The 23,726-nt window shown below is 69.9% G+C and carries 25 protein-coding genes; 15 read left to right on the forward strand and 10 right to left on the reverse strand.

Features of this window, described 5'->3' with window-relative positions; translation table 11 throughout:
• The first annotated feature begins 4 nt into the window (after positions 1–4).
• From Q0833_RS13645 to Q0833_RS13690, 10 genes are all read left to right on the forward strand, one after another.
• Positions 5–1,798: a heparinase II/III family protein gene (locus Q0833_RS13645; protein WP_298435840.1), complete on the forward strand. Its 1,794-nt coding sequence runs from the start codon at positions 5–7 to the stop codon at positions 1,796–1,798.
• 22 nt (positions 1,799–1,820) lie between these two features.
• The gene (purH, locus tag Q0833_RS13650) at positions 1,821–3,395 is read left to right on the forward strand and encodes a bifunctional phosphoribosylaminoimidazolecarboxamide formyltransferase/IMP cyclohydrolase (protein ID WP_298435842.1); all 1,575 of its coding nucleotides are present in this window, start codon (positions 1,821–1,823) and stop codon (positions 3,393–3,395) included.
• Positions 3,395–3,868 carry a signal peptidase II gene (gene lspA, locus Q0833_RS13655; RefSeq protein ID WP_298435844.1) on the forward strand — a complete coding sequence of 158 codons (474 nt, stop codon included), beginning with the start codon at positions 3,395–3,397 and terminating at the stop codon, positions 3,866–3,868. Before purH ends, lspA begins: the two co-directional genes overlap by 1 nt.
• Before the next feature lie 58 nt (positions 3,869–3,926).
• Positions 3,927–4,439 (forward strand): DUF3035 domain-containing protein, encoded by a 513-nt coding sequence (locus tag Q0833_RS13660; RefSeq protein WP_298435847.1) that lies wholly within the window; start codon positions 3,927–3,929, stop codon positions 4,437–4,439.
• 101 nt (positions 4,440–4,540) lie between these two features.
• Entirely contained in the window at positions 4,541–5,893 is a 1,353-nt protein-coding gene (locus Q0833_RS13665) for a pitrilysin family protein (RefSeq protein ID WP_298435848.1), read from the forward strand.
• The gene (locus tag Q0833_RS13670) at positions 5,890–7,209 is read left to right on the forward strand and encodes a pitrilysin family protein (protein WP_298435849.1); all 1,320 of its coding nucleotides are present in this window, start codon (positions 5,890–5,892) and stop codon (positions 7,207–7,209) included. The genes Q0833_RS13665 and Q0833_RS13670 overlap by 4 nt, the downstream gene beginning before the upstream one ends.
• A gap of 41 nt (positions 7,210–7,250) precedes the next feature.
• Positions 7,251–9,035, forward strand: coding sequence for a DNA mismatch repair endonuclease MutL (gene mutL, locus Q0833_RS13675; RefSeq protein ID WP_298435850.1), 1,785 nt, complete (start codon positions 7,251–7,253; stop codon positions 9,033–9,035).
• A complete protein-coding gene (locus tag Q0833_RS13680) occupies positions 9,032–10,066 on the forward strand; it encodes a DNA recombination protein RmuC (RefSeq protein ID WP_298435851.1) in 1,035 nt (344 codons plus the stop codon). The genes mutL and Q0833_RS13680 overlap by 4 nt, the downstream gene beginning before the upstream one ends.
• Positions 10,067–10,095: 29 nt before the next feature.
• On the forward strand, positions 10,096–12,324 hold the full coding sequence (rnr, locus tag Q0833_RS13685) for a ribonuclease R (RefSeq protein WP_298435852.1): 2,229 nt from the start codon (positions 10,096–10,098) through the stop codon (positions 12,322–12,324).
• Between the two features lie 76 nt (positions 12,325–12,400).
• Positions 12,401–13,570, forward strand: a complete 1,170-nt coding sequence (locus Q0833_RS13690) for a lytic murein transglycosylase (protein WP_298436880.1) — start codon at positions 12,401–12,403, stop codon at positions 13,568–13,570.
• A 4-nt stretch (positions 13,571–13,574) separates the two neighbouring features.
• Here Q0833_RS13690 and Q0833_RS13695 read toward each other — a convergent pair whose 3' ends face one another.
• Positions 13,575–14,057 (reverse strand): hypothetical protein, encoded by a 483-nt coding sequence (locus Q0833_RS13695; RefSeq protein ID WP_298435854.1) that lies wholly within the window; start codon positions 14,055–14,057, stop codon positions 13,575–13,577.
• 32 nt (positions 14,058–14,089) lie between these two features.
• Positions 14,090–15,160, reverse strand: coding sequence for a phenylalanine--tRNA ligase subunit alpha (gene pheS, locus Q0833_RS13700; protein ID WP_298435855.1), 1,071 nt, complete (start codon positions 15,158–15,160; stop codon positions 14,090–14,092).
• 96 nt (positions 15,161–15,256) lie between these two features.
• Here pheS and Q0833_RS13705 point away from each other — a divergent pair, with 96 nt between their 5' ends.
• Positions 15,257–16,390: a serine hydrolase gene (locus tag Q0833_RS13705; protein WP_298435856.1), complete on the forward strand. Its 1,134-nt coding sequence runs from the start codon at positions 15,257–15,259 to the stop codon at positions 16,388–16,390.
• 25 nt (positions 16,391–16,415) lie between these two features.
• Here the strand turns inward: Q0833_RS13705 and Q0833_RS13710 are convergent, their stop codons facing one another.
• The 7 genes from Q0833_RS13710 to pyk all read right to left on the reverse strand — a co-directional run bounded on the left by Q0833_RS13710 (position 16,416) and on the right by pyk (position 20,887).
• Complete coding sequence (locus Q0833_RS13710; RefSeq protein ID WP_298435858.1) at positions 16,416–17,180, reverse strand: MauE/DoxX family redox-associated membrane protein; 765 nt, start codon at positions 17,178–17,180, stop codon at positions 16,416–16,418.
• A gap of 1 nt (position 17,181) precedes the next feature.
• On the reverse strand, positions 17,182–17,580 hold the full coding sequence (cueR, locus tag Q0833_RS13715) for a Cu(I)-responsive transcriptional regulator (protein ID WP_298435860.1): 399 nt from the start codon (positions 17,578–17,580) through the stop codon (positions 17,182–17,184).
• Positions 17,581–17,614: 34 nt separating this feature from the next.
• Entirely contained in the window at positions 17,615–18,295 is a 681-nt protein-coding gene (locus tag Q0833_RS13720; protein WP_298435861.1) for an SGNH/GDSL hydrolase family protein, read from the reverse strand.
• 132 nt (positions 18,296–18,427) lie between these two features.
• Positions 18,428–18,790 carry a 50S ribosomal protein L20 gene (rplT, locus tag Q0833_RS13725; protein ID WP_298435862.1) on the reverse strand — a complete coding sequence of 121 codons (363 nt, stop codon included), beginning with the start codon at positions 18,788–18,790 and terminating at the stop codon, positions 18,428–18,430.
• Positions 18,791–18,802: 12 nt separating this feature from the next.
• On the reverse strand, positions 18,803–19,003 hold the full coding sequence (gene rpmI / locus Q0833_RS13730; protein WP_298435863.1) for a 50S ribosomal protein L35: 201 nt from the start codon (positions 19,001–19,003) through the stop codon (positions 18,803–18,805).
• A 125-nt stretch (positions 19,004–19,128) separates the two neighbouring features.
• The gene (locus tag Q0833_RS13735; protein WP_298435864.1) at positions 19,129–19,440 is read right to left on the reverse strand and encodes a hypothetical protein; all 312 of its coding nucleotides are present in this window, start codon (positions 19,438–19,440) and stop codon (positions 19,129–19,131) included.
• 1 nt (position 19,441) lies between these two features.
• Positions 19,442–20,887, reverse strand: coding sequence for a pyruvate kinase (pyk, locus tag Q0833_RS13740; RefSeq protein ID WP_298435865.1), 1,446 nt, complete (start codon positions 20,885–20,887; stop codon positions 19,442–19,444).
• Between the two features lie 148 nt (positions 20,888–21,035).
• Between pyk and Q0833_RS13745 the strand changes: the two genes are divergently transcribed.
• From Q0833_RS13745 to Q0833_RS13760, 4 genes are all read left to right on the forward strand, one after another.
• Complete coding sequence (locus Q0833_RS13745; protein WP_298435866.1) at positions 21,036–21,779, forward strand: N-formylglutamate amidohydrolase; 744 nt, start codon at positions 21,036–21,038, stop codon at positions 21,777–21,779.
• A complete protein-coding gene (locus Q0833_RS13750; protein WP_298435867.1) occupies positions 21,772–22,086 on the forward strand; it encodes a DUF1244 domain-containing protein in 315 nt (104 codons plus the stop codon). The genes Q0833_RS13745 and Q0833_RS13750 overlap by 8 nt, the downstream gene beginning before the upstream one ends.
• Before the next feature lie 82 nt (positions 22,087–22,168).
• A complete protein-coding gene (locus tag Q0833_RS13755; RefSeq protein WP_298435868.1) occupies positions 22,169–22,444 on the forward strand; it encodes a hypothetical protein in 276 nt (91 codons plus the stop codon).
• Positions 22,441–22,710, forward strand: a complete 270-nt coding sequence (locus Q0833_RS13760) for a hypothetical protein (RefSeq protein ID WP_298435869.1) — start codon at positions 22,441–22,443, stop codon at positions 22,708–22,710. Before Q0833_RS13755 ends, Q0833_RS13760 begins: the two co-directional genes overlap by 4 nt.
• A gap of 4 nt (positions 22,711–22,714) precedes the next feature.
• On the opposite strand, the gene Q0833_RS13765 is transcribed toward Q0833_RS13760, so the two are convergent.
• A complete protein-coding gene (locus Q0833_RS13765) occupies positions 22,715–23,566 on the reverse strand; it encodes a D-amino-acid transaminase (protein ID WP_298435871.1) in 852 nt (283 codons plus the stop codon).
• Positions 23,567–23,726 lie beyond the last annotated feature (160 nt).

The following is a 23,726-nucleotide window of genomic DNA, read 5'->3' on the forward strand; positions in this document are numbered from 1 at the left end:
GCCGATGGCGGGCGGCGTATCGTCGCGCGCGAAGGCCCCGGCGACAGGGGCCACCGAGGTCGGGAACGAAGCGATGGGACGGGCAGGCACCCTCCGCGACAGATGGAACACGCGCTGGCGCGTGGCGCGATCCGCGCCCCCGAAGGGCACCCGGTCGCTGGTCTGGCAGCCCGAGCCGCGCGGCACCGGGTCGGCGCAGCGCGGGCGGCACATCCTGAACGGAACGTGGCATCTGGCCGGGCAGCTCGTGCAGGCGCCGGGGGCGTCGCCCTGGACGCTGGAGGCGCCGTCCGACCCGTTCGAGATGATGCTGCACGGGCAAAGCTGGCTCGACGATGTGATGGCCGTCGGCACGGGCGACGCGGTTGCGGCGGCGCGCGGCTGGATCCTCGAATGGGCGCGCCGGAACGGGCGTGGCACGGGCCGGGGCTGGGCCCCCGCGCTGACCGGGCGACGGGTGCTGCGCTGGATCAGCCACGCGCCGATCCTCCTGCAGGGGATGCCCGCGCCCGATCAGGCGGCGTTCTTCGAGACGGCCTATCGCCAGACGGTCTACCTGTCGCGAAACTGGACGCAGGCACCCGCGGGCCTGCCGCGGATGGAGGCGCTGACGGGGCTCCTCTATGCCGGGCTGACGCTGGAAGGCCTGGGCGATCTTGGGCAACGGGCCGCGGCCGACCTGACAGAAGCGATGGCCGAGGATGTCGGCGACGATGGCGGCATCGCCAGCCGCAACCCGGAGGCGCTTCTGGAGGTGGCGACGCTTCTGGGCTGGGCAATCGCGGCCCTGTCGGAGATCGGCGAGGTGCCCGAGGGGCTGCGGCAGGCGCAGGCGCGGATCGTCCCGACGCTGCGCGCGCTCCGGCATGCGGATGGCGGGCTCGCGCGGTTTCACGGGGGCGGGCGGGGTCTGCCGGGGCGGTTGGACCGCGTCCTCGTCGACAGCGGGATCCGGGGGCGCATGGATAGTGGGCTCGCGATGGGCTTCGTCGCGTTGGCGCATGGGCCCAGCTCGGTCGTGGTCGATGCCGCCGCCCCGCCGACGGGGATCGCGTCGGGCTCGGCACATGCCTCGACGCTCGCCTTCGAGCTGAGTTCGGGGGCTTGCCCGGTGATCGTCAATTGCGGGCCCGGCGGCGCGTTCGGGCCGGACTGGCACCGCGCCGGCCGCGCCACGGCGAGCCATTCGACCCTCTCGCTCAGCGGCTGGTCCTCGAGCCGGATCGGGCCGCTTCTGGCCCGCGACGGACGCCGGATCGCACCGCTCGTGCAGACGCCCGCGCGGGTGCAATGGCAGAGAAGCGGGTCGCGCCGGGCGACGACCGTTGTGCTGAGCCATGACGGTTACGCGCCGTCCCACGGGCTGACCCATCTGCGGCGGCTGGTGCTGGCCTCGGACGGGCGGACGCTGTCGGGCGAGGATTCGCTGCGCGCCGTCAGCGCCGCGGACAAGGAGCGGTTCGAGGACGCGCAGACCGAGGCCAAGTTGCAGGGCGTGCCCTTCGAGATCCGGTTCCACCTGCATCCCGATGCCGAGGCCGAGGTGGATATGGGCGGGCGGGCCGTGTCGGTCGCCCTGCCCTCGGGCGAGGTCTGGGTGTTCCAGCCGGGCCGCGACCTCGTGCCGACGCTGGAGCCGTCGGTCCATCTGGAGGGCACCCGGCTGAAGCCGCGCGCCGCGCAACAGGTGGTTCTCTCCGACCGCGTGGTGAAGTATGCGGCCACCATCGACTGGACCTGGACACGGGCACAGGAGGCGACGGACCTGCCGCCGTCGCCTGCCGAGAGCCGGGGCTGAGAGCTGGAAGGACGATTCTCCGATGACCGACGCCGTGCCCGTGAAACGCGCCCTGATCTCCGTATCCGACAAGGCGGGGTTGACCGATCTCGGCACGGCGCTGGCCGCGCGGGGGGTCGAGCTGGTCTCGACCGGTGGGTCGGCGCAGGCCTTGCGCGACGCGGGGCTCGCGGTGCGCGACGTGTCCGAACTGACGGGCTTTCCCGAGATGATGGACGGGCGCGTCAAGACGCTGCACCCGGCGGTGCATGGCGGCCTTCTGGCGCTGCGGGACCAGCCGTCGCATGTGGACGCGATGGCGACGCACGGGATCGCGCCGACCGACCTGCTGGTCGTGAACCTCTACCCGTTCGAGGCGACGGTGGCGCGGGGCGCGGACGCGCCCGAGGTGATCGAGAACATCGACATCGGCGGCCCGGCGATGATCCGGGCGGCGGCCAAGAACCACGGCTTCACCACGGTGATCGTCGACCCCGAGGACTACGCTCCGCTTCTGGAGGAGCTGAATGCCAATGACGGTGCCACCACCCTGCCCTTCCGGCAGCGGCAGGCGGCGATCGCCTATGGCCGGACAGCCGCCTATGACGCGGCGGTGGCGACCTGGATGGCGCGCTTCGAAGAGGTGCCGCGGCGCGTCGCGGCGGCGGGGGTGCTGGCCCAGCCCCTGCGCTACGGCGAGAACCCGCACCAGGGCGCGGCCTTCTACACCGATGGCAGCGCGCGGCCCGGCGTGGCGACGGCGACGCAGCACCAGGGCAAGGCGCTGAGCTACAACAACATCAACGACACGGATGCCGCGGTCGAGCTGGTGGCCGAGTTCGACGGCCCGGCGGTCGCGATCATCAAGCATGCGAACCCGTGCGGCGTGGCGACGGGCGCCACGCTCGCCGAAGCGTACGCGCACGCCTTCGACTGCGACCGGACGAGTGCCTTCGGGGGCATCGTCGCGCTGAACGGCCCGCTGGACGAGGCGACGGCGCGCGCCATCGTCGAGATCTTCACCGAGGTCGTGATCGCGCCCGAGGCCGACGATGCAGCGAAAGCGGTCTTCGCGGCCAAGCCGAACCTGCGGCTTCTGACGACGGGCACGCTGCCCGATCCGCGCGCCGCGCGGCGGGCGCTCCGGCAGGTGGCGGGCGGCTGGCTGGCACAGGACCACGATGCGGGGCACGTCTCGGCGGCGGATCTGAAAGTGGTCACGAAGCTGGCCCCGACCGAGGCCCAGATGCGCGACCTGATGTTCGCATGGCGCGTGGCCAAGCACGTCAAATCCAACGCCATCGTCTATGCGAAGGATGGCGCGACGGTGGGCATCGGCGCGGGCCAGATGAGCCGGCTGGACAGCTCGCGCATCGCGGCCCGGAAGGCCGTGGACGTGGGCGAGGTGCTGGGGCTGGACGGATCGGCCGCCGTGGGCTCGGTCGTCGCGTCCGACGCGTTCTTCCCCTTCGCCGATGGCCTTCTGGCGGCGGCCGAGGCGGGGGCGACGGCGGTGATCCAGCCCGGCGGGTCGATGCGGGACGACGCCGTGATCGCGGCGGCCGACGAGGCCGGTCTGGCGATGGTGCTGACCGGCATGCGGCATTTCCGTCACTGATGCGCGCGCTCTGGATCTCCGCCGCGCTGGCCTTCGCCGTCGACCAGCTCTCGAAGCTGATCGTCGTCTTCGGGATGGACCTGCGCCAGATCGGCATCATCGAGGTGCTGCCCCCGTTCCTGACACTCCGCATGGGCTGGAACGAGGGGATCAATTTCGGCCTTCTGAGCGGGGCGGGCGCACGCTGGGTCCTCGTCGCCATCGCGGTCGGGGTGTCGCTCCTGCTGATCCGCTGGGCGCGGGGGTTCGTCCGGCCGATGGCCTTCGTCTCGGCGGGTCTCGTGATCGGCGGGGCGCTGGCGAACGCGCTGGACCGTGTCATTTACGGCGCGGTGGCGGATTTCCTGAACATGTCCTGCTGCGGCCTCAACAACCCCTATGCGTTCAATCTGGCCGACGTCTTCATCTTCGCGGGCGCTTTCGGGCTGATCGTCTGGGGCGATGACCGGACCAAAGGCGCCAAAGCCCCGTGACCCTGCCCGAAGGTTGCGTTAGGAGGGGGTCGAACGGGAAGACGCGGGGGATCGCGGAATGATCGGACGGATGGGAATGGCGGCGCTTCTGGTGCTGACCGTCGCGGCCTGCGAGCGCGACAACCCGACGCTGTTCAACCTGCGCAAGGCCGACCGGACGCCGGACGAGTTCTCGATCCTGCCGTCGCGCCCGCTGGAACAGCCCGAGAATTTCGCCGCCCTTCCGCCGCCCACGCCCGGTGGGTCGAACCGCACCGATCGCGCCCCCGAGGCCGAGGCCATAGCGGCCCTGGGCGGCAACGCGGCCGCGGGCGCGGGCGCCGATGGCGCGCTGGTCGCGGCGGTGTCGCGCTACGGCCTGCAACAGGGCATTCGCGGCCAGCTTGCCGCCGAGGACCTCGAATATCGCCGCAAGAACGATGGTCGCCTGCTCGAGCGGGTGTTCAACGTGAACGTCTACTACAAGGCGTATCGCCCGCTCTCGCTCGACCAGTATGCCGAGCTGGCGCGCCTGCGCCGCGCGGGCGTGCGCACGGTCGCGGCGCCGCCCGATCCCGCGACGGTCGACTGAGCCCATCCTGACAATCGCGTGAATCCTGCCGGTCCCCCGGTTTGATTCCGCGCGCCGGGGCCTCATTTGTCATGCGAGAGATGCATCCCGGAGGTTCCCGCTTGAGACTGCCCCTTCTCGCCGCCGCCACGCTGGCCGCAGCGCCCGTTCTGGCCCAGCCCAGCCTCGACGACACGGTCACGACCTTCACCCTGCCCAACGGCCTCGACGCGGTCGTGATCGAGGATCACCGCGCGCCCGTCGTGGTCCACATGGTCTGGTACGATGTCGGCGCCGCCGACGAGCCGCCGGGCAAATCCGGCATCGCGCATTTTCTCGAACATCTGATGTTCAAGGGCACCGACGAGCTGGAGCCGGGCGAGTTCAGCCGGGTCGTGGCCGCACAGGGCGGGACCGACAACGCGTTTACGGGCAAGGATTACACCGGCTATTTCCAGCGCGTCGCCGCCGACCGGCTGGGCCTGATGATGGAGATGGAAGCCGACCGGATGCGCGACCTCGTGCTCGACGACGAGGACATGCTGACGGAGCTCGACGTGGTGCTGGAGGAGCGGGCGCAGCGCACCGACAGCAATCCCGGCGCGATCTTCGGCGAGATGCGCAACGCCGTGCAGTATCTCAACCACCCCTACCGCGTGCCGATCATCGGCTGGCCGCAGGAGGTGTCGGCGCTCGACCTGCAGGACGCGCTGGACTTCTACGGCGAGTTCTACGCCCCCAACAACGCCACGCTGATCGTCGCGGGCGATGTCGATCCCGACGAAGTCCGCGCGCTGGCCGAGGAACATTACGGCGCGCTGGAACCCACGCCCGGCCTCGGCGAGCGCGTCCGCCCGGCCGAGCCGCCGCAACTTTCGCCGCGACGCCTGAGCTATGCAGACACGCGGGTGTCCAATCCTTACGTCATCCGCACATACCTCGCACCGGAACGCGACGCGGGCGACCAGGACGACGCCGCTGCGTTGACGATCCTCGCGCAGCTTTTGGGCGGGTCGTCGGCGACCTCGATCATGGGCCGGACGCTGGAGCAGGAGGAGGGCGTGGCGCTTTATACGTCGGCCTTCTACTCGGGCACCTCCTATGACGACACGACCTTCGGCCTCGTGGTGATCCCCACGCCGGACCGCACGCTGGAGCAGGCCGAGGCCGATATGGATCGCATGATCGCGTCGCTGCTCGAAGACGGGGTGGACCCGGTCCAGCTCGACCGGATCAAGGCGTCGGCCCGCGCCTCCGAGATCTACAGCCGCGACAGCCTGGAGGGCCGGGCGCGCGAATATGGCGTCGCACTGACCTCCGGCCTGACGGTCGAGGATGTCGCCGCATGGCCCGACGCGCTGACCGCGGTGACCGAGGCCGACGTGCTGCGCGTCGCGCGCGACGTTCTGGTGCCGGAGACCAGCGTGACGGGCTGGCTGACCCGCCCCGAGACCGAAGACGAGGTGACCCAATGATCCCGATCCGCGCCTGGGCCATCGCTGCGATGGCCGCCCTTCCCCTGCCCGCGCTGGCAGCGGTCGAGATCCAAGAGGTGACGTCGCCCGGCGGCATCGAGGCCTGGCTGGTGGAGGAGCATTCCATTCCCTTCATCGCGCTCGAGCTGCAATTCGAGGGCGGGGCCGCGCTGGACCGACCCGGCAAGCGGGGTGCGGTCAACCTGATGACCGGGCTGTTGGAGGAAGGGGCGGCGGAACGCGATGCCCGCGCCTTCGCCGAGGCGACCGAGGATCTGGCCGCGCGGTTCGGCTTCGATGCCGGGCAGGACAGCGTCTCGATCTCGGCCGAGTTCCTGACGGAGACGACGCCCGACGCCATCGCGCTTCTGCGCGACGCGCTGATCTCGCCGCGCTTCGACGATGCCGCGGTCGAGCGGGTCCGCGACCAGGTGCTGGCCGTGCTGGCACAGGACGCGAGCGACCCGGATGCGATCGCGTCCAGCACCTTCCAGGCGCTGTCCTTTCCCGACCATCCCTACGGTTCGGTCATCGACGGCACGGTCGAGACGGTCTCGGCGCTGACCGCCGACGACCTGCGTGACGCCCATGCGGATGCGCTGACCCGCGACCGGGTGCGCGTCGGCGTGACCGGCGACATCACCGCCGCGGAGCTGGGCCCGCTTCTGGACAAGCTGTTGGGCGATCTGCCCGCGACGGGCGGCGGCGTGGTCGCCGATGCCGACAAGGTCCTCGAGGGCGGCATCACGGTCGTGGATTTCCCCAGCCCGCAATCGGTCGTCTTCTTCGGACATGAGGGCATCGATTTCGACGATCCGGACTACTTCCCGGCCTATATCCTCAACCATATCCTCGGCGGCGCGGGGTTCGAGTCGCGCCTGATGGCGGAGGTCCGCGAGAAGCGGGGCCTGACCTACGGGATCGGAACCTTCCTCGCGCCCCGCGACCACGCCGCGCAGTGGATGGGCCAGTTCTCGTCGTCGAACGACAAGACCGCCGAGGCCGTGCGCCTCGTGCGCGAGGAATGGGCGCGGCTCGCATCCGAAGGCGTCAGCGCCGCCGAGCTGGAGCGGGCGAAAACCTACCTGACCGGTGCCTACCCGCTGCGCTTCGACGGCAATTCGCGGATCGCGGGCATCCTCGTGGGAATGCAATCGCTGGGCCTCGGGGTGGATTACATCCCCGGCCGCAACGACCGCATCATGGCCGTCACCTCCGAGGATATCGCACGGGTCGCGGCCCGGCTGTTGCGGCCCGACGACCTGCATTTCGTGGTCGTGGGCCAGCCCGACGACCTGACCACCGAAGGCTTTTAGCCCCTGTCAGAATCGGCGGCGCCCATGCTACCCCTTGGGGCATGGGCGCCACCGACCGCAATATGATCCTACCGCGCATCCGTCAGTTGGACGAGGGCGCCGTGAACCGCATCGCAGCCGGCGAAGTGGTGGAGCGACCCGCAAGCGCCGTGAAGGAGCTGGTGGAGAACGCGCTCGACGCGCAGGCGACGCGGATTTCGGTCGAGATCGCGGACGGGGGCCGGACGCTGATCCGGGTGACCGATGACGGCCACGGGATCGCCGCCGCCGACCTGCCGCTGGCACTCTCGCGGCATGCGACCTCCAAGATCGACGGGACGGACCTTCTGGATATCCGGTCCTTCGGCTTCCGGGGCGAGGCGCTTCCGTCGCTGGGGGCCGTCGGGCGACTAACGATCACCACGCGCGCGGCGGGCGCGGCCGAGGCGGCATCGATCCGCGTCTCGGGCGGCCGGATCGACCCCGTGCGCCCGGCGGCGCTGCGGGGCGGCACGGTGGTCGAGCTGCGCGACCTCTTCCACGCCACGCCCGCGCGGCTGAAATTCCTCAAATCCGAGCGCGCCGAGACGATGGCCGTGACGGACGCGATCCGGCGGCTGGCCATGGCCGAGCCGGGCGTCGCCTTCCGCTTGCGCGACGTGTCCGACGGCGGCGACAGGGTGCTGTTCCGGGCGGATGCCTCCGACCGCGCGGGACGACTCGCGACGATCCTCGGGCGCGACTTCCCCGAGAACGCGATGGTGCTCGACGCGCTCCGCGAAGGCTTCTCGCTGACCGGATTGGCGGCGCTGCCGACCTATTCGCGCGGCAACGCGGTGCACCAATACCTCTTCGTCAACGGCCGCCCCGTGCGGGACCGGATGCTGACCGGCGCACTGCGCGGGGCTTACATGGACGTGCTGGCGAAGGACCGCCACGCGGTCGCGGCGCTGTTCGTGACCTGCGATCCGGTTCTGGTCGACGTGAACGTCCACCCCGCCAAGACCGAGGTCCGGTTCCGCGACGCGGGGCTGGTGCGCGGACTGATCGTTTCGGGGCTGCGGCACGCGTTGGCCGAGAACGGGCACCGGGCCTCGACCACGGTGGCGGGGGCGGCGCTCGGCGCGATGACGCCCGAACGTCCCGCCGCGCCGATCTACCAGATGGACCGGCCCTCGGCGGGCGCACGAAGCACGGCCTATGCCGCGCAGATGCCGGGTCTGGCCGAAGCGCCCGCCGCCCGGATCGAGCCGGAGGTCGAGGCCGAGGGACCGCTCGGGGCAGCGCGCGCGCATCTGCACGAGAACTGGATCGTGGCGCAGACGGCGACGGGCATGGTGCTGGTCGACGCCCATGCCGCCCATGAGCGGCTAGTCTACGAGCGTTTGAAGCGGCAGATGGACGAGAGCGGTATCCGCGCCCAGGCGCTGCTGATCCCCGAGGTGATCGAGGTCGGCGCGGCGGCGGCCGAGCGGCTTCTGGCGCTGGATCTCGGGCGGCTGGGCCTTGCGGTCGAGGCGTTCGGGCCGGGCACCGTCGCGGTGCGCGAAACCCCCGCGATCCTCGGGACCTGCTCGGCCGAAGCGCTGATCCGCGACATCCTCGACGAGATCGAGGGCGACGACGAGGCCGACCCGCTGTCGCTGCGCGCGCGGCTCGACGCGATCCTCAGTCGGATGGCCTGCCACGGCTCCGTGCGTACGGGCCGCCGGCTCTCGGGGCCGGAGATGAACGCGCTCCTGCGCGAGATGGAGGCGACGCCCAATTCGGGACAGTGCAACCATGGGCGGCCCACCTATGTCGAACTGAAGCTGTCGGATATCGAGCGGCTGTTCGGGCGGACATGACCGTCGACCTGGGCGACCCTCTGGTGATCGGCGGGGGCGCGGCGGCGCTGGTGATGCTGGTGCTGATCGTGCTGGTCGCGGTCCTGACCGCGCGGCTGGGCGACATGGCGCGGGGACAGGCGCATCTGGCGGGCACGTTGGGCGCGCTGCGCGACCAGCAGCGGGCGGGCGACGCACAGGTGGGCGACGCGCTGGGCGCCTCGGCCGAGAAGACGGCGCAAGCGCTGGGCGACCTGCAACGACGGCTGGCCACCATCGACGCGGCGCAGACCAAGATCGAAGCGCTCTCTGCAGACGTGCTGGGCCTGCAGGACATCCTGACGAACAAGCAGACGCGCGGCGCGTTCGGCGAGATCCAGCTCCGCGATATCGTCGAGCGCGCGCTGCCGCCCGACGGGTTCACCTGGCAGGCCACGCTGTCGAACGGGCGCCGCGCGGATTGCCTGATCCACATGCCCGATCCGCCGGGGCCGCTGGTAATCGACGCGAAGTTCCCGCTGGAGAGCTACGAGGCGCTGATCGCCGACCCGAAGGACGCGCGGGCGGTCACCGGTTTCCGCGCCGCGATCCGGACCCATGTGCGCGCCATCGCGGCGAAGTATATCCTGCCGGGCGAGACGGCGGAGGGCGCGTGCATGTTCCTGCCCTCCGAGGCGATCCATGCCGAGCTGCACGCGAACCACGCGGAGGTCGTGCGCGAGGCGTTCGGCCTGCGCGTCTGGATCGTGTCGCCGACGACGACGATGGCGACGCTGAACACGCTGCGGGCGATCCTCAAGGACCACCGGATGCGCGAACAGGCGGGCGCGATCCGGGCCGCGCTGGCCGCGCTGCACCGGGACGTCGAGCTGATCGTCGAGCGGGCGGGCAAGCTGGAGACGCATTTCGACCAGGCGCGCCGCGACGTTGAGGGGATCACCACCGCCGCCGAGCGGGCGGGCAAGCGGGCCGACCGGCTCGATGCGTTCGACTTCGCCGAGGAGCCGGCCCCCGCGCCGCCCCGGCTGGCCCCGGTGATCCGGCGTGGATAGCACCTCATGCGCGTGCTAGCTGCCCCCGCATGAGCACCCTCCCCGACAAGGCGGCCATTCTGCAATGGATCGCCGACAACCCCGCCCTCACCTCCAAGCGCGACATCGCCAAGGCCTTCGGCGTGAAGGGTGCGGCGCGCATCGACCTCAAGCGCATCCTGCGCGAGATGGAGGACGAGGGGCACCTATCGAAGCGCAAGCGGAGCTACGACGATCCGAACCGCCTGCCGCCGGTCAGCGTGCTGAAGGTCGCAGGCCAGGATCGCGACGGCGACCTGTTCCTCGCGCCCGCCGACTGGAAGGGCGACGCGCCCGAGCCGCGGATCCTCTACGTACCGAAGGATGGCGACCCGGCGCTCGGGGCGGCCGACCGCCTGCTGGTCCGGCTGACCGAGGTCGCGGGCGAGGATCATCAATTCGAGGGCCGGCTGATCCGCCGGATCGGCACCGGGCCGCGCCGCGTCGTCGGCGTGTTCCGCGCCGGGCCCGAGGGCGGGCGCATCCTGCCCGTCGACAAGGGCAACGACCGCGAATGGCTCGTCGGCCCGCATGATGTCGAGGGCGCGCGCGACGGCGAGCTGGTCGAGGCCGAGCAGGTCGGTGGCCGGACGCGAATGGGCCTGCCGAAGGCGCGCATCGTCACCCGGCTCGGCGATCCGGGGGCCGCCAAGGCCGTCAGCCTGATCGCGATCCATCAACACGGGCTCCGCGACGACTTCCCCGACGAGGCCGTGGCCGAGGCCGAGGCTGCCGAGGCGCCCGTGCTGGGCGACCGGACGGACCTTCGCGACCTTCCGCTCATCACCATCGATCCGTCCGACGCGCGCGACCACGACGACGCCTGCTACGCACATGCCGATGACGATCCGCAGAACGAGGGCGGCCATGTCATCTGGGTGGCCATCGCGGATGTCGCGGCCTATGTGACGCCCGGTTCGGCCCTCGACCGCGAGGCGCGGGAGCGTGGCAATTCGACCTACTTCCCCGACCGCGTGGTGCCGATGCTGCCGGATGCGCTGTCGGGCGATCTCTGCTCGCTGCACGAAGGGGTCGAGCGGGCCTGTATCGCGGTTCGCATGGTGATCGATGCCGCGGGCCGGAAGCGGTCGCAGCGGTTCCATCGGGGCCTGATGCGGTCGCCCGCGAGCCTGCATTACGAAGAGGTGCAGGCCGCCATCGACGGTGCGCCGAACGACCGAACCGCGCCCTTTCTGGGCGACGTTCTGACACCGCTCTACGCGGCCTACGGCGCGTTGAAGACCGCGCGGAGCGAACGCCAGCCCCTCGATCTCGACCTGCCGGAGCGCAAGATCATTCTCAGCGACGCGGGCGAGGTCGAGAGCGTCGCCTTCCGCGACCGGCTCGACGCGCATCGCCTGATCGAGGAGTTCATGATCCTCGCCAACGTCGCCGCCGCCGAGGAGCTGGAGCGGCTGAGGACGCCGCTTCTCTACCGCGTCCACGAAGAGCCCGAGGCCGACCGCATCGAGAGCCTGCGCGAGACGGCCAAGGCCAGCGGATTCGACTTGCCGAAGGGGCAGGTGCTGCGGACCGCCACGCTCAACCGGCTGCTGCACGCGGCCGAGGGGACGGAGCTGTCGGAGCTGATCTCGATGTCGACGCTGCGCGCGATGACGCAGGCCTATTACGGCGTGCAGAACATGGGGCATTTCGGCTTGGCGCTGCGGTCCTACGCGCATTTCACCTCGCCGATCCGGCGCTATGCCGACCTGATCGTGCACCGCGCGCTGATCACGGCCCATGGTTGGGGCGAGGACGGGCTGTCGGCCTGGGACATCGAGAACCTTGACGCGACGGCCAAGCTGATCTCCGAGGCCGAGCGCCGCTCGATGGTGGCCGAGCGGGACACCAATGACCGCTATCTCGCGGCCTTCATGGCCGACAAGATCGGCGCCGAATTCGCGGGCCGCATCTCGGGCGTGCAAGCCTTCGGCGTGTTCGTGCGACTGGACGAGACGGGGGCGGACGGGTTGATCCCGGTGCGCTCGCTCGGGTCGGAATATTTCCGTTACGACAAGGACGACCAGGTGCTGACGGGCTCCGAGAGCGGGACCGAGATCGGGCTGGGCCAGCGCGTGACCGTGCGGCTGGCCGAGGCGGTGCCGGTGACGGGCGGGCTCGTACTGGAACTTCTGGCGATCGAAGGCGAGCGCATGAAGACGAAGGGCCGCGGCGGGCGATCCGCGCCGAAGGGCGGCAAACGCAAGTTCAAGAAGGCGCCGAAGCGGCGACGCTAGGCAGGTCGGCATGGAAACGATGCGCCCGTCGATTTCGCCGCAGCAATCGCCGCGCGGGGCCGCTATCGTGACGGCCATGAGATACCTCTTCTGCGCCCTCCTCCTTGCCCTGCCCGCCCAAGCCGATGACCTTCCGGCCTATCTCGACGAGTTCCGACCCCGTGCCGAAGCGGCGGGGATTGCCCCCGCGACGCTCGACGCTGTCCTGCCCGAGCTGGACTGGCTGGCAGACACGGTGCGGCTCGACCGCAACCAGTCGGAATTCACCCGCACGATCTGGGAGTATCTCGACCTCGCCGTCAGCGACGGGCGCGTGCGGAACGGGCGCGCGGCGCTGGCCGCGAACGCGGCGGCGCTGGAGGCCATCGAGGCGCGGTTCGGCGTCGAGAAGGAGATCGTCGCCGCGATCTGGGGGCTGGAATCGAGCTTCGGCGCCTTCATGGGCGACACCTCGACCCTGGACGCGGTCGCAACGCTGGCCGCAGACGGGCGGCGGCGCGACTTCTTCGAGGCGCAGCTTCTGGCCGCGCTGACCATCCTCGAGGCCGGGGACGTAACAGCAGCCGCGATGCGCGGGTCATGGGCGGGCGCGATGGGACACACGCAGTTCATGCCGAGCTCGTTTCTGGACCACGCAGTGGATTTCGACGGCGACGGGCGGCGTGACGTCTGGGGCACCGATCCGGTGGACGCGCTGGCCTCGACCGCGGCCTATCTCGCCTTTCACGGCTGGGAGACGGGGCAGCCCTGGGGCATGGAGGTGATGCTGCCCGAGGGGTTCGACTATTCCGAGGCGTCCTCGCTGGTCACGAAGACCCCCTCCGAATGGACGGCGCTGGGCGTGCAGCCCGTCGCGGGCGGCACGCTTCCAGGAGAGACGCCGATCTCGATCCGGGTGCCCGCGGGCCGGGCGGGCGCGGCCTTCGCGACCTGGCCGAACTTCATGGTGCTCGAGCGCTACAACACCGCCGACGCCTACGTCATCGGGGTCGGGCATCTGGCGGACCGGCTGGCGGGCGGCGACCCGATCCAAAGCGGCTGGCCTCGCGGCGACCGCGCCCTCGGGTTCGACGAGCGGGTCGAGATGCAGCGCCTGCTGGCCGCGGCGGGGTTCGACCCGCAGAAGTTCGACGGGCTGGTCGGGCCGCTGACGCTCGACGCGATCCGGCGCTGGCAGGCGAGCGAGGGGCTGGTTCCCGACGGCTACATGCCACCGCGGATGCTGGAGCGGCTGAGGGGCGGCTGAAGGCTCAGGCGGCCCCGAGCGCCGTCATCGCATCGATGCCGACGATGACCGACATCGCGAAAAACAGAAGGCAGGTCACGACCGTCAGGACGATGACGCGATTGAAGTAATGTACCTGCCGAATGGCCTCGATCTGGAGGCGGTGCGCCTCCTCGACATCCCGGAGCGAGAAGACGGCGCGCAGGCGCGGCGCGGGCTCGTACACGAGGCATCTCAGGAGGAAGAGGATCGAGACCGAGATCGTCAGCACCTGCCCGAACATCAACAGAAGCGTCCACCACGTCTGATCGAGCGAGAAGACGAAGGCCGAGGTCGCAAGGATGATGGCGAGCACGGCGAGCAGCGCCGAGGACTTGGCGTCGATCTCGCCCATGATCCCCCGCGCCTCGTCCTCGGTCATGTCCGAGATGCCGACCCGCGCGTCGCTGTCGATGCAGACCGGTTGGAGCGTGAGGTCCGCCATATCGGGCAGCAGCGCGCGGTCCATGGCCCGCACGATGCTGTGCAGGCCGCGTCCGGTCACCCCGCGTGCCGGGTCGGCGCCTGAAGCGCGCCGAAGCCGTAATGCTTCAGCCAGCGCAGGTCGCTGTCGAAGAAGGCGCGGAGGTCGGGGATGCCGTATTTCAGCATCGCGATCCGGTCGATGCCCATGCCGAAGGCGAAGCCCTGCCATTCCTCGGGATCGATGCCGCCCGCCTGAAGCACCTTGGGATGCATCATGCCGGAGCCGAGGATCTCGAGCCAGTCGTCGCCCTCGCCCAGCTTGAGCGTCCCGCCCTCCCAGGAGCAGCGGATATCGACCTCTGCCGAGGGCTCGGTGAAGGGGAAATGCGAGGCGCGGAAGCGCAGCTCGATGCCGTCGAGCTCGAAGAAGGCGCGGCAGAACTCCTCGAGGCACCATTTGAGGTTCGCCATCGAGATGTCGCGATCGATCGCCATGCCCTCGACCTGGTGGAACATCGGGGTGTGCGTCTGGTCGTAATCGGCGCGGTAGACGCGGCCGGGGCAGATCATGCGCGTCGGCGCGCCGGTCTTCTCCATCGATCGGATCTGGACGGGCGAGGTGTGGGTCCGCAGGACGAAGGGGTTGCCCGCGTCGTCGGTCCCCGCGCTCTCGGCCATGTAGAACGTGTCCATCTCGGCGCGCGCGGGGTGGTGGCCGGGGATGTTGAGCGCGTCGAAGACGTACCAGTCAGTCTCGATCTGGGGGCCCTCGGCCACGGCGAAGCCCATATCGGCGAAGATGGCCGTCACCTCCTCGGTGACTTGGCTGACCGGATGGATCGTGCCCTGACGGCGGGCGCGCGTCGGCAGCGTGACGTCTAGCCATTCGGAGCGCAGCCGTTCGTCCAGCGCCGCATCCTCCAGCCCCGCCTTCCGGGCGGCGATGGCGGAGTTGATCTCGTCCTTCAGGGCGTTGAGCCGGGGGCCGGCCTCTTGCCGCTCCTCGGGGGTCATGCGCCCCAGCTCGCGCATCTTCAGCGCGACCTCGCCCTTCTTGCCGACGGCGGCGAGCCGCACCTGTTCGAGCGCATCCTCGTCGGAGGCGTCGCGGATTTGGCCCAGATACTTGTCGCGCAGATCGTCCATGGGCGCGGGTTATCGCGGCCCCGGTTGCGGCGCAACCGTCCGCGCGTTGACGCAGGGTCACGCTTGGGGAAAGCTGCCCTCCGGGAGGAGACCGCCATGCAACTCGACCAGATCGCCGGAACCGCAGTCGCGAACGGGGACGTGCCCTTCGCCGTCATCATGCTGGGGGATCGTGATGGGATCACCGCGAAGGCCGTCGCCGGCGACGCCGCGCCGGGCCGCCCCGCCACGGAGGACACCGCCTTTCGCATCTTCTCGATGACGAAGCTGGTCGGATCGCTGGCCGCGATGATCCTGATCGACCGCGGTCAGCTCTCGATGGATGCGGAGGTGGCGGGGATCGTCCCGGACTGGGACAGGCTTCAGGTGCTGGACGGCTGGGACGGGGATGCGCCGCGCCTGCGCGCGCCGAAGACGGCGGCCACGGTGCGGCATCTGGCGACACACCGGTCCGGGCTGGAATACGAGTTCTGGAACGCCGACATGGCCCGCTATCTCGAGGCGACGGGGCACCCGTCGATCCTCGCGGGGACGCGGGCCGCGATGGATTACCCGCTGATGTTCGATCCGGGCGCGCGCTGGGGCTACGGTCCGTCGATCGATTGGCTGGGTCTCGTGGTCGAAGCCGTGGACGGACGGCGCATCGACGCCTTCTGCCGCGAGGAGATCTTCGGGCCGCTGGGCATGTCCGCCACGGCGTTCGAGCCGGACGGGATGGAGGATCGGCTGGCCGAGGTCCGGATCCGGGGCGAAGACGGCACCCTCGGGCCGTTCGAGCTGGCCCCGCCGCCCGCGCCGGAGGTCTACGGGATGGGACACTGCCTCTACTCGACGGCGCCCGATTACATGCGGCTGTTGCGGATGCTGCTGGGCGGCGGCGCGCTGGACGGGACGCGCCTTCTGTCGGAGGGCGCGGTCGACGCGCTCTATGCCGACCAGATGGAGGGCCGGAAGTTCGAACGGATGGTTACCGTCGCGCCTCCGATCACGGACGATGTAGACCCTTATCCGGGTGCCGCCGGGCACGGCTTCGCCGGGCTGCGCAACGATGCGGATATCGACGGGCGGCGCCGGGCGGGCACGCTGACCTGGGCCGGGGTGCTGAACACCCACTGGTGGGCGGACCGCACCGCGAATGTCTGCGGCGTCGTGATGACGCAGACGCTGCCCTTCGTGGACCCGCGCTTCCTCAAGCTCTACGACGCGGTCGAAGAGGCGGCCTACGCCTGAGCACGCCGCCGCTCGGGTCGTGTGATCAGGCGATCAGCCGCGACAGCCCCCAGAGGCCCATGCCCATCATGGCGAGGTTCTCGCTGAGCGACACGAAGCCCAGCGGCACGTTCGAGCCGCCGCCGACGCAGGCGCATTTGAGCTCTCGCTTGTCGAGATAGACCGCCTTGAAGACCGAGACGGCCCCGATCGTGCCGATGACGAGCATCACGGGCACCGCGAGCCACAGGAGCGCGCCGGCCAGCATCAGAAGGCCCGCGCCGGTTTCGAGATAGGGATAGATGTAGCCGTAGCGCACCCAGCGCCGTGCAAGGAGGTCGTAGGTCAGGAACATGGTCGAGAAGCGTTCGACGTCCTGCAGCTTCTGGATGCCCAGAAGGCACATCGCGATGGCGACGAACCACGGCACGATCTGCCATTGCAGCAGCAGCCCGTCGATCCGCCAGCTCAGCGCCACGGCCATCAGCGCGGCCACCGCGAAGATCGCCAGAACGGGGCGGTAGGTGGTGGCCTTCGGGTCGGGCAAGGGCTTGCCGACATGGGCACGCAGCGCGTCGTAGCCGCCGATCCGCGTGCCGTCGATGATGACCTGCGGCGTCGTCTTGACGTCGAGCTCGGCCTTGAGCGCATCGGTCTCGGCCCGGCTGCGCAGGGGTCGGTCGTCGATCTCGTAGCCCTCGCGCTCCAGAAGGTCCTTGGCCTTCAGGCCCGACGGGCAGAGGTGGTCGGGCATGACCATGCGGTAGAGCGTGGCGCGCTTGACCGTGTCGGTCGCGGTGTCCTTGGGCATGTCAGCGCTCCGGTCGAGAGGTTTGCAGGGAATGGAGGATGGGGCAGTCGGGCCGGTCGTCCCCGGCGCAGCGGTTCACGAGGTCGCGCAGCGTGTCCTGCATCGCGCGCAGGTCGGCGATGCGCGCCTCGATCCCGGCCAGATGGTCGGTGGCGATGCGCTTGACCTCAGCACTGGCTCGCGCGTCGTCGCGCCAGAGCGCGAGAAGCGCGCGGCACTCGCCCAGACCGAAGCCCAGCGCGCGGGACCGACCGAGAAAGGTCAGGTCGTGCACGTCGCGCTCGGAGAAGCGGCGGTAGCCGTTGGCCCCCCGTTCGGGCGTCACGAGGCCGACCTCCTCGTAATATCGTATGGTCTTGGCGGGCAGGCCGGAGCGCTCCGCGGCATCGCTGATGTTCATGTCATGCGAAATAGTCCTTCCAGTAGCTGGAAGGTCAAGACCCGCGTTCGACGGCGCGCATCGCGGTGGCGAGCGCCCGTCCGATCACGGCCGACCCCCGCGCCGACGGATGCACGAGATCGCGCGCATAGAGGCCCAGATCGCCCGGATCGATCACGTCGCCTGCATCGAGGAAGACCAGCCCCGGATCCCGCGCGGCCAGTTGCGTCATCCGCGCGTTCATCACGTCGAAGGCGGGCTGGCAGGGCGTGAAGCCGGTGGGCGACGTCTCGGCCCCGTCGTAATAGCCGACGAAGGCGACCTTGGCGCCGGTGCTGCGGATGCGCGCGACGAGGGTCGGGATGTCGCCCGTGCCGCGCGGGCCGATCAGGGCGTCGCGGGTGGCGTCCATCCGGGGCGTCGCGCAATCGTCGCGGATGTCGTTCCCGCCGCCGGTCAGGATGACCCAGTCCCAACCGCCCCCGGCGCCGGCGAACTGGCGCGTGATGTCGAACCCGAGGGCGGCGGCCGCACCGTTGGGGTTCGTAATCTGGGCCAGCGATTTCGAGCGGTCGGTGACGGGGCGGCCGAGTGCTGCGGCGGTCGCCTCGGGGATGCCCGCCGCGCCGTTCCACGCCATGACGCTGTCGCCGATGGCGAGGATGGCGTCGTCCGAGGACGGGGTCGCCACGCAGGCGGCCAGAAGGGCAAAGGGGGCGAGGAACGCGGCGCGCATGGGCAGTCTCCGGGGTTGGGGCACGGGATCAACGGCGGATGCGCGGGATCGGTTCATCCCGCGCCAACTCCCGTCGGGATACGAAAAAGGGCCGCCCCGAAGGACGGCCCCGCATTCGGTCAGGCGCGCGGCTCAGGCCTGCGCGGCACGGGCCTGGTCGACGATGGCCGCGAAGGCCTCGGGCTCGTGGACGGCGAGATCGGCGAGGACCTTGCGGTCGACCTCGATCCCGGCTTTGGCCAGCGCGTTGATGAACCGCGAATAGGTCATCTCGGCGTCATGGGCGCGCACGGCGGCGTTGATCCGCTGGATCCACAGGGCGCGGAAGGTCCGCTTGCGGTTCTTGCGGTCGCGCGTGGCGTACTGGTTCGCCTTGTCGACGGCCTGCGTGGCGGTCCGGAACGTCGTCGAGCGACGGCCGTAATAGCCCTTGGCGGCCTTGATGATCTTCTTGTGGCGGGCGTGGGTGACCTTGCCGGAGGTGACTCGGGACATGTTCTCTCCTCCTCAGCGATCGTAGGGCATGTAGCTCTTGACGATCTTCGCGTCAGGAGCGGACAGGGTGGTCGTACCGCGGGCATCGCGGATGAACTTCTTATGGCGCTTGATCATGCCGTGGCGCTTGCCGGCCTGACCGGCGAGGACTTTCCCCGTCGCGGTCACCTTGAAGCGCTTCTTGGCGCTCGACTTCGTCTTCATCTTGGGCATTTCGGGCTCCTTCATTCATCGCGCGCCTCGGCATCCCAATCGCCGGGCGTGCGGTCATTCGAGCGCGCCGGGTAGCAGGGCGGCGGGGGCGTGGCAAGAGGCGGCGGCGACGGGCGGGCCGACGCTCAGCGGATGACCCGCGCGACCATCTCGATGAAGGCCTCGGGGATGCGGATGAGCCCGAAGCCGTCGCGATCCACCTCCCAGACCCAGAAGAACAGCGCGATCCCGACCAGCGTGGCCAGCAGCGACTTCGCCGACACCCGCCGATCCACCCAGGCGGTCACGACGCCCATGATGCCCAGCATCGTCACGACCGTGGCGATCACGATCAGGACGTCGAGATCGCCCGGATGCGGAAGCGGCAGGTCGGGGATCGACGGCAGGTCGGCCCAGCCCGCGCGCAGGCGGGCCCAGAGCGCGGCCAGCCCGTCCATGTCAGTCGCCCTCGCCCCCGAAGATCAGACGCTCGTCGCAGGGCGCAACCCGCAGGATGTTGGTCGAGCCGGGCACGTTGAACGGTATGCCCGCGGTCACCACGACCTGATCGCCGTCCTCGGCGAAGCCCGACGCCTTGGCGGCGCGGACCGCCGAAACGACGGCGAACTTGAAGCGCTCCACCTCCTGGGTCTCGACCGAATGCACGCCCCAGGACAGAACCAGCCGCCGGGCGGTCTCGCGGATCGGCGTCAGGCCTATGATCGGCACGCGGGGGCGCTCGCGGCTGACCTTCAGCGCGGTCGAACCGGAATGCGAGAAGACGCAGATCGCCTTGACGTCGGTGGTCTCGGCGATCTCGCGGGCGGCGGCGACAATGCCGTCGGCGGTCGTCGTCAGGTGCGAGGACCGGCTGGCCTCGATGATCTCGCGGAAGGTCGGATCGCTCTCGACCTCCTCGGCGACGGCGTTCATCGTCTGGACCGCCTGGAGCGGGTACTGGCCAGCGGCGGATTCGGCCGAGAGCATGACCGCGTCGGTGCCCTCGTAGATCGCCTGTGCGACGTCCGAGACCTCGGCGCGGGTGGGCATCGGGCTCTCGATCATCGATTCGAGCATCTGGGTCGCCACGATCACCGGCTTGGCGGCCGCGCGGCACTTGCGGATCAGACGCTTCTGGATCGGCGGCACCGCCTGCACCGGCAGCTCGACGCCCAGATCGCCGCGGGCGACCATGATGCCGTCGGACACCGCGAGGATCGACTCGAACGCCTCGACCGCGGCGGGCTTCTCGATCTTCGACAGGATCGAGGCGCGTCCGCGCGCCAGCGCGCGCGCCTCGTCCACGTCCTCGGGACGTTGCACGAACGACAGCGCCAGCCAGTCGACTCCCAGTTCGCAGACGAACTCCAGGTCCTTGCGGTCCTTCTCGGACAGCGCGGCCAGCGGCAGCACCACGTCGGGCACGTTGACGCCCTTGCGGTTCGAGATGGTGCCGCCGGTGACGACGACGCAATCGGCATAATCGTCGCCGCAGGCCTCGACCCTGAGGCGCAGCTTGCCGTCATTGACCAGAAGCGTGCTGCCCGGCTCCAACGCGGCGAAGATTTCCTTGTGGGGCAGGCGCACGCGGGTGGCGTCGCCCGGCGTCTCGTCGAGGTCGAAGCGGAACTTCTGGCCCTCCTCGATCTCGGCCGAGTCCCCTTCGAACACACCGCAGCGCAGCTTCGGGCCCTGCAGGTCGGCGAGGATGCAGATCGGACGACCGGTGTCGCGCTCGATGTCGCGGATCGTGTTGTGGCGGGCCCGGATGTCGTCATGGCCGCCATGGCTCATGTTGAGGCGGAACACGTCGGCCCCGGCTTCGAACAGGCTTCGGATGGTGTCGTAATCGTCCGATGCGGGGCCGAGGGTGGCGACGATCTTGACGTTGCGATGGCGTCTCATGGGGCGCTCCTGCGGCGTGGGTCCGTTAGCGCTCGCACCTTTGCCCCGTCCGGGGCGTGGCCGCAACACTTCGCCGGCAATCTACGGTGCACGGCAGCCTGCGCCAAGCGGCTTCCCAACCGGCGCGGGCGCGGCTAGGCATGCCGCCATGGACGGCCCCTCCCACCATGTCGAGAACGCGAATGGCGCCGGTCGCTGGGTCGTCACCTGCGACCACGCGTCGAACCGCGTGCCCCGCTCGGTGGCGGGCGGCGACCTGGGTCTGCCGGCGTCGGACATGGCGCGCCACATCGCGTGGGATGTCGGTGCGGCGGGCGTGACGCGGGCGTTGGCCGGTATGCTGGACGGACCGGCCGTCCTGTCGGATTTCTCGCGGCTTGTGATCGACCCGAACCGCGGCGAAGACGACCCGACGTTGGTCATGCGGCTCTATGACGGCACGATCATCCCGGCGAACCGCCATCTCGCCCCCGCCGAGCGCGAGCGCCGCCTCGCCGCGTTCCATCGCCCCTATCACGATGCGCTGACGGGCCTTCTGGCAGCGCGGCGCGACCCCGTGATCTGTTCGATCCACAGCTTCACGCCGCAGCTCCGCGGGCGCCCGCCCCGGCCGTGGCAGATCGGCATCCTCTTCGCGGGCGACCGGCGGCTGGCCGATCCGCTGATCGCGCGTCTGCGGGGCGAGCCGGACCTCCTGGTGGGCGAGAACGAGCCCTATACCGGGCACCTGCCGGGCGACGCGATGGACCGCCACGCCATCGTCCACGGCCGCCTGCATGTCTTGATCGAGCTGAGAAACGATCTCATCTCGGACGAGGACGGGCAGCGCGAATGGGCCGCCCGCATCGCCCCGCACCTGACCGCAGCCCTGGAGGATGTCGAAGATGGATGACCAGACCCGGACCGAGATCGAGGCCGCCGCCTTCCGCCGCCTGCGCCAGCACCTGCTGGATGACCGCCCGGATGCGCAGAATATCGACCTGATGAACCTCGCGGGGTTCTGCCGGAACTGCCTGTCGCGCTGGTATGGCGAGGCCGCGGGCGAGCGCGGCATCGAGATGACCAAGGAGGAGGCGCGCGAGGCGTTCTATGGCATGCCCTTCGCCGAGTGGAAGGCCCGACACCAGCGCGACGCGACCCCCGAGCAGGAGGCCGCCTTCAAGACCAGCTTCGCCGAGAATGTCGGCGGAACCGGCTGACGCGCCTGCCGTTTTTGGATAACATGGGCGCATGGGGCATAACGTTCCCAAGCCCAATCGACCGCTCCGAAGGAGACCCGACATGACCGGACGCCTCGTCCTTGCCGCAGTTATCGTGGCCCTGGCTGCGCCCGTTGCCGCCAATGCCCCGATGAACTCCGCGCGGGTCCACCTGTCGCAGCAATTGCCGGTCTACGGCTTTCGCGATGTCGATGTGCGCCGCCTGAGCGCCGGACAGGTCGTGCAGTTGCAGCACGTGCTGCATTCGGGTCGCTCGAACGGCAATATCCGCTGGCAGATCGACACGATCCTCAATGGCGGCCTCCTGCAGCGCGGTTTCGACCGCATTCTGCGATGAGACTGCTGGCACTGGCCATCGCGGGGTTGCTCGTCGCGGCGCCGGTGAAGGCCGCGCCCAACGCGCAGCTCGTTCAGTCCGTGCAGACGCGGCTCAACACGCTGGGCTTCGGCGCCGTCGACGCGGGCAGCCTCACGACCCGCCAGATCGCGGCGCTCCACATGCAGTTGCAGGGCGGGACGATGGAATTCGGCATCCCGCAGATGGACACGCGCCAGAAGGTGCGCGTGATCCTCGGCTGGGACGGCTACACGCTGCGCGACTGACGGCTCAGAGCGCCGTCTTGCGGCTTTCGTCGAGATAGATTTCCCGCAGGCGTGCCGCGACCGGGCCGGGCGTCCCCTGCCCGACCGGCGCGCCGTCGATCTCGACCACGGGCATCACGAAGGTCGAGGCCGAGGTGACGAACGCTTCGTCGGCCGCGCGCGCTTCCTCGATCGTGAACGACCGTTCCTCGACTTTCATCTGCGCCTCCGCCGCCAGACGCAGCACGGCCGCACGGGTGATCCCGTGCAGGATCTCCTCGCCCAGATGCCGCGTCACGATGGTGTTGCCCTTGACGATATAGGCGTTGTTCGACGTGCCTTCGGTGACGGCGCCGTCTTCGACCATCCAGGCGTCGTCGGCACCCTCGGCCTTGGCGGCCATCTTGCCCATCGAGGGGTAGAGCAGTTGCACCGTCTTGATGTCGCGTCGCCCCCAGCGCCGGTCGGGGATCGAGATGACCTTGATGCCGGTCTTCGCCACGGGGTTGTCGGCGAGCCCCGGCTTGGCCTGCGTGAAGAGCACGATCGTGGGGGTGGCATCCATGGGATAGGCGAAATCGCGGTCGGCCGCGCCGCGGGTGATCTGGAGATAGACCAGCCCGTCCCCGATGCCGTTCCGCGCGACCAGCTCGCGGTGAATGGCCAGCAGCTCGTCGGTGGTGGCGGGGTTCGCCATCTCGAGCTCGTCGAGGCTGCGCTGCAGGCGGGTGGCATGGCCGGGGAAGTCGATCAGCTTGCCGTCCAGCACGCTCGTGACCTCGTAGACCCCGTCCGCGAAGAGAAACCCCCGGTCGAAGATCGAGATCTTCGCCTCGTCCTCGGGGAGGTATTCGCCGTTGACGTAGACTGTGCGCATAGGGGCCTCCGCTTGGGTTGCCCCCCGTGATGCGATCCGCGCCGAGGCGGGTCAAGCGCGGGGATGTGACGGTACAATCGCGGACGGCATCGCACGTGCCATGGGTTAGACCAGGCTGCAGCGCCGCGTCCGCGCTTCGGGACCGGCTCGGGCGCGGCGG

The sequence above is a fragment of the uncultured Jannaschia sp. genome (assembly GCF_947503795.1).
Classification (GTDB): domain Bacteria; phylum Pseudomonadota; class Alphaproteobacteria; order Rhodobacterales; family Rhodobacteraceae; genus Jannaschia.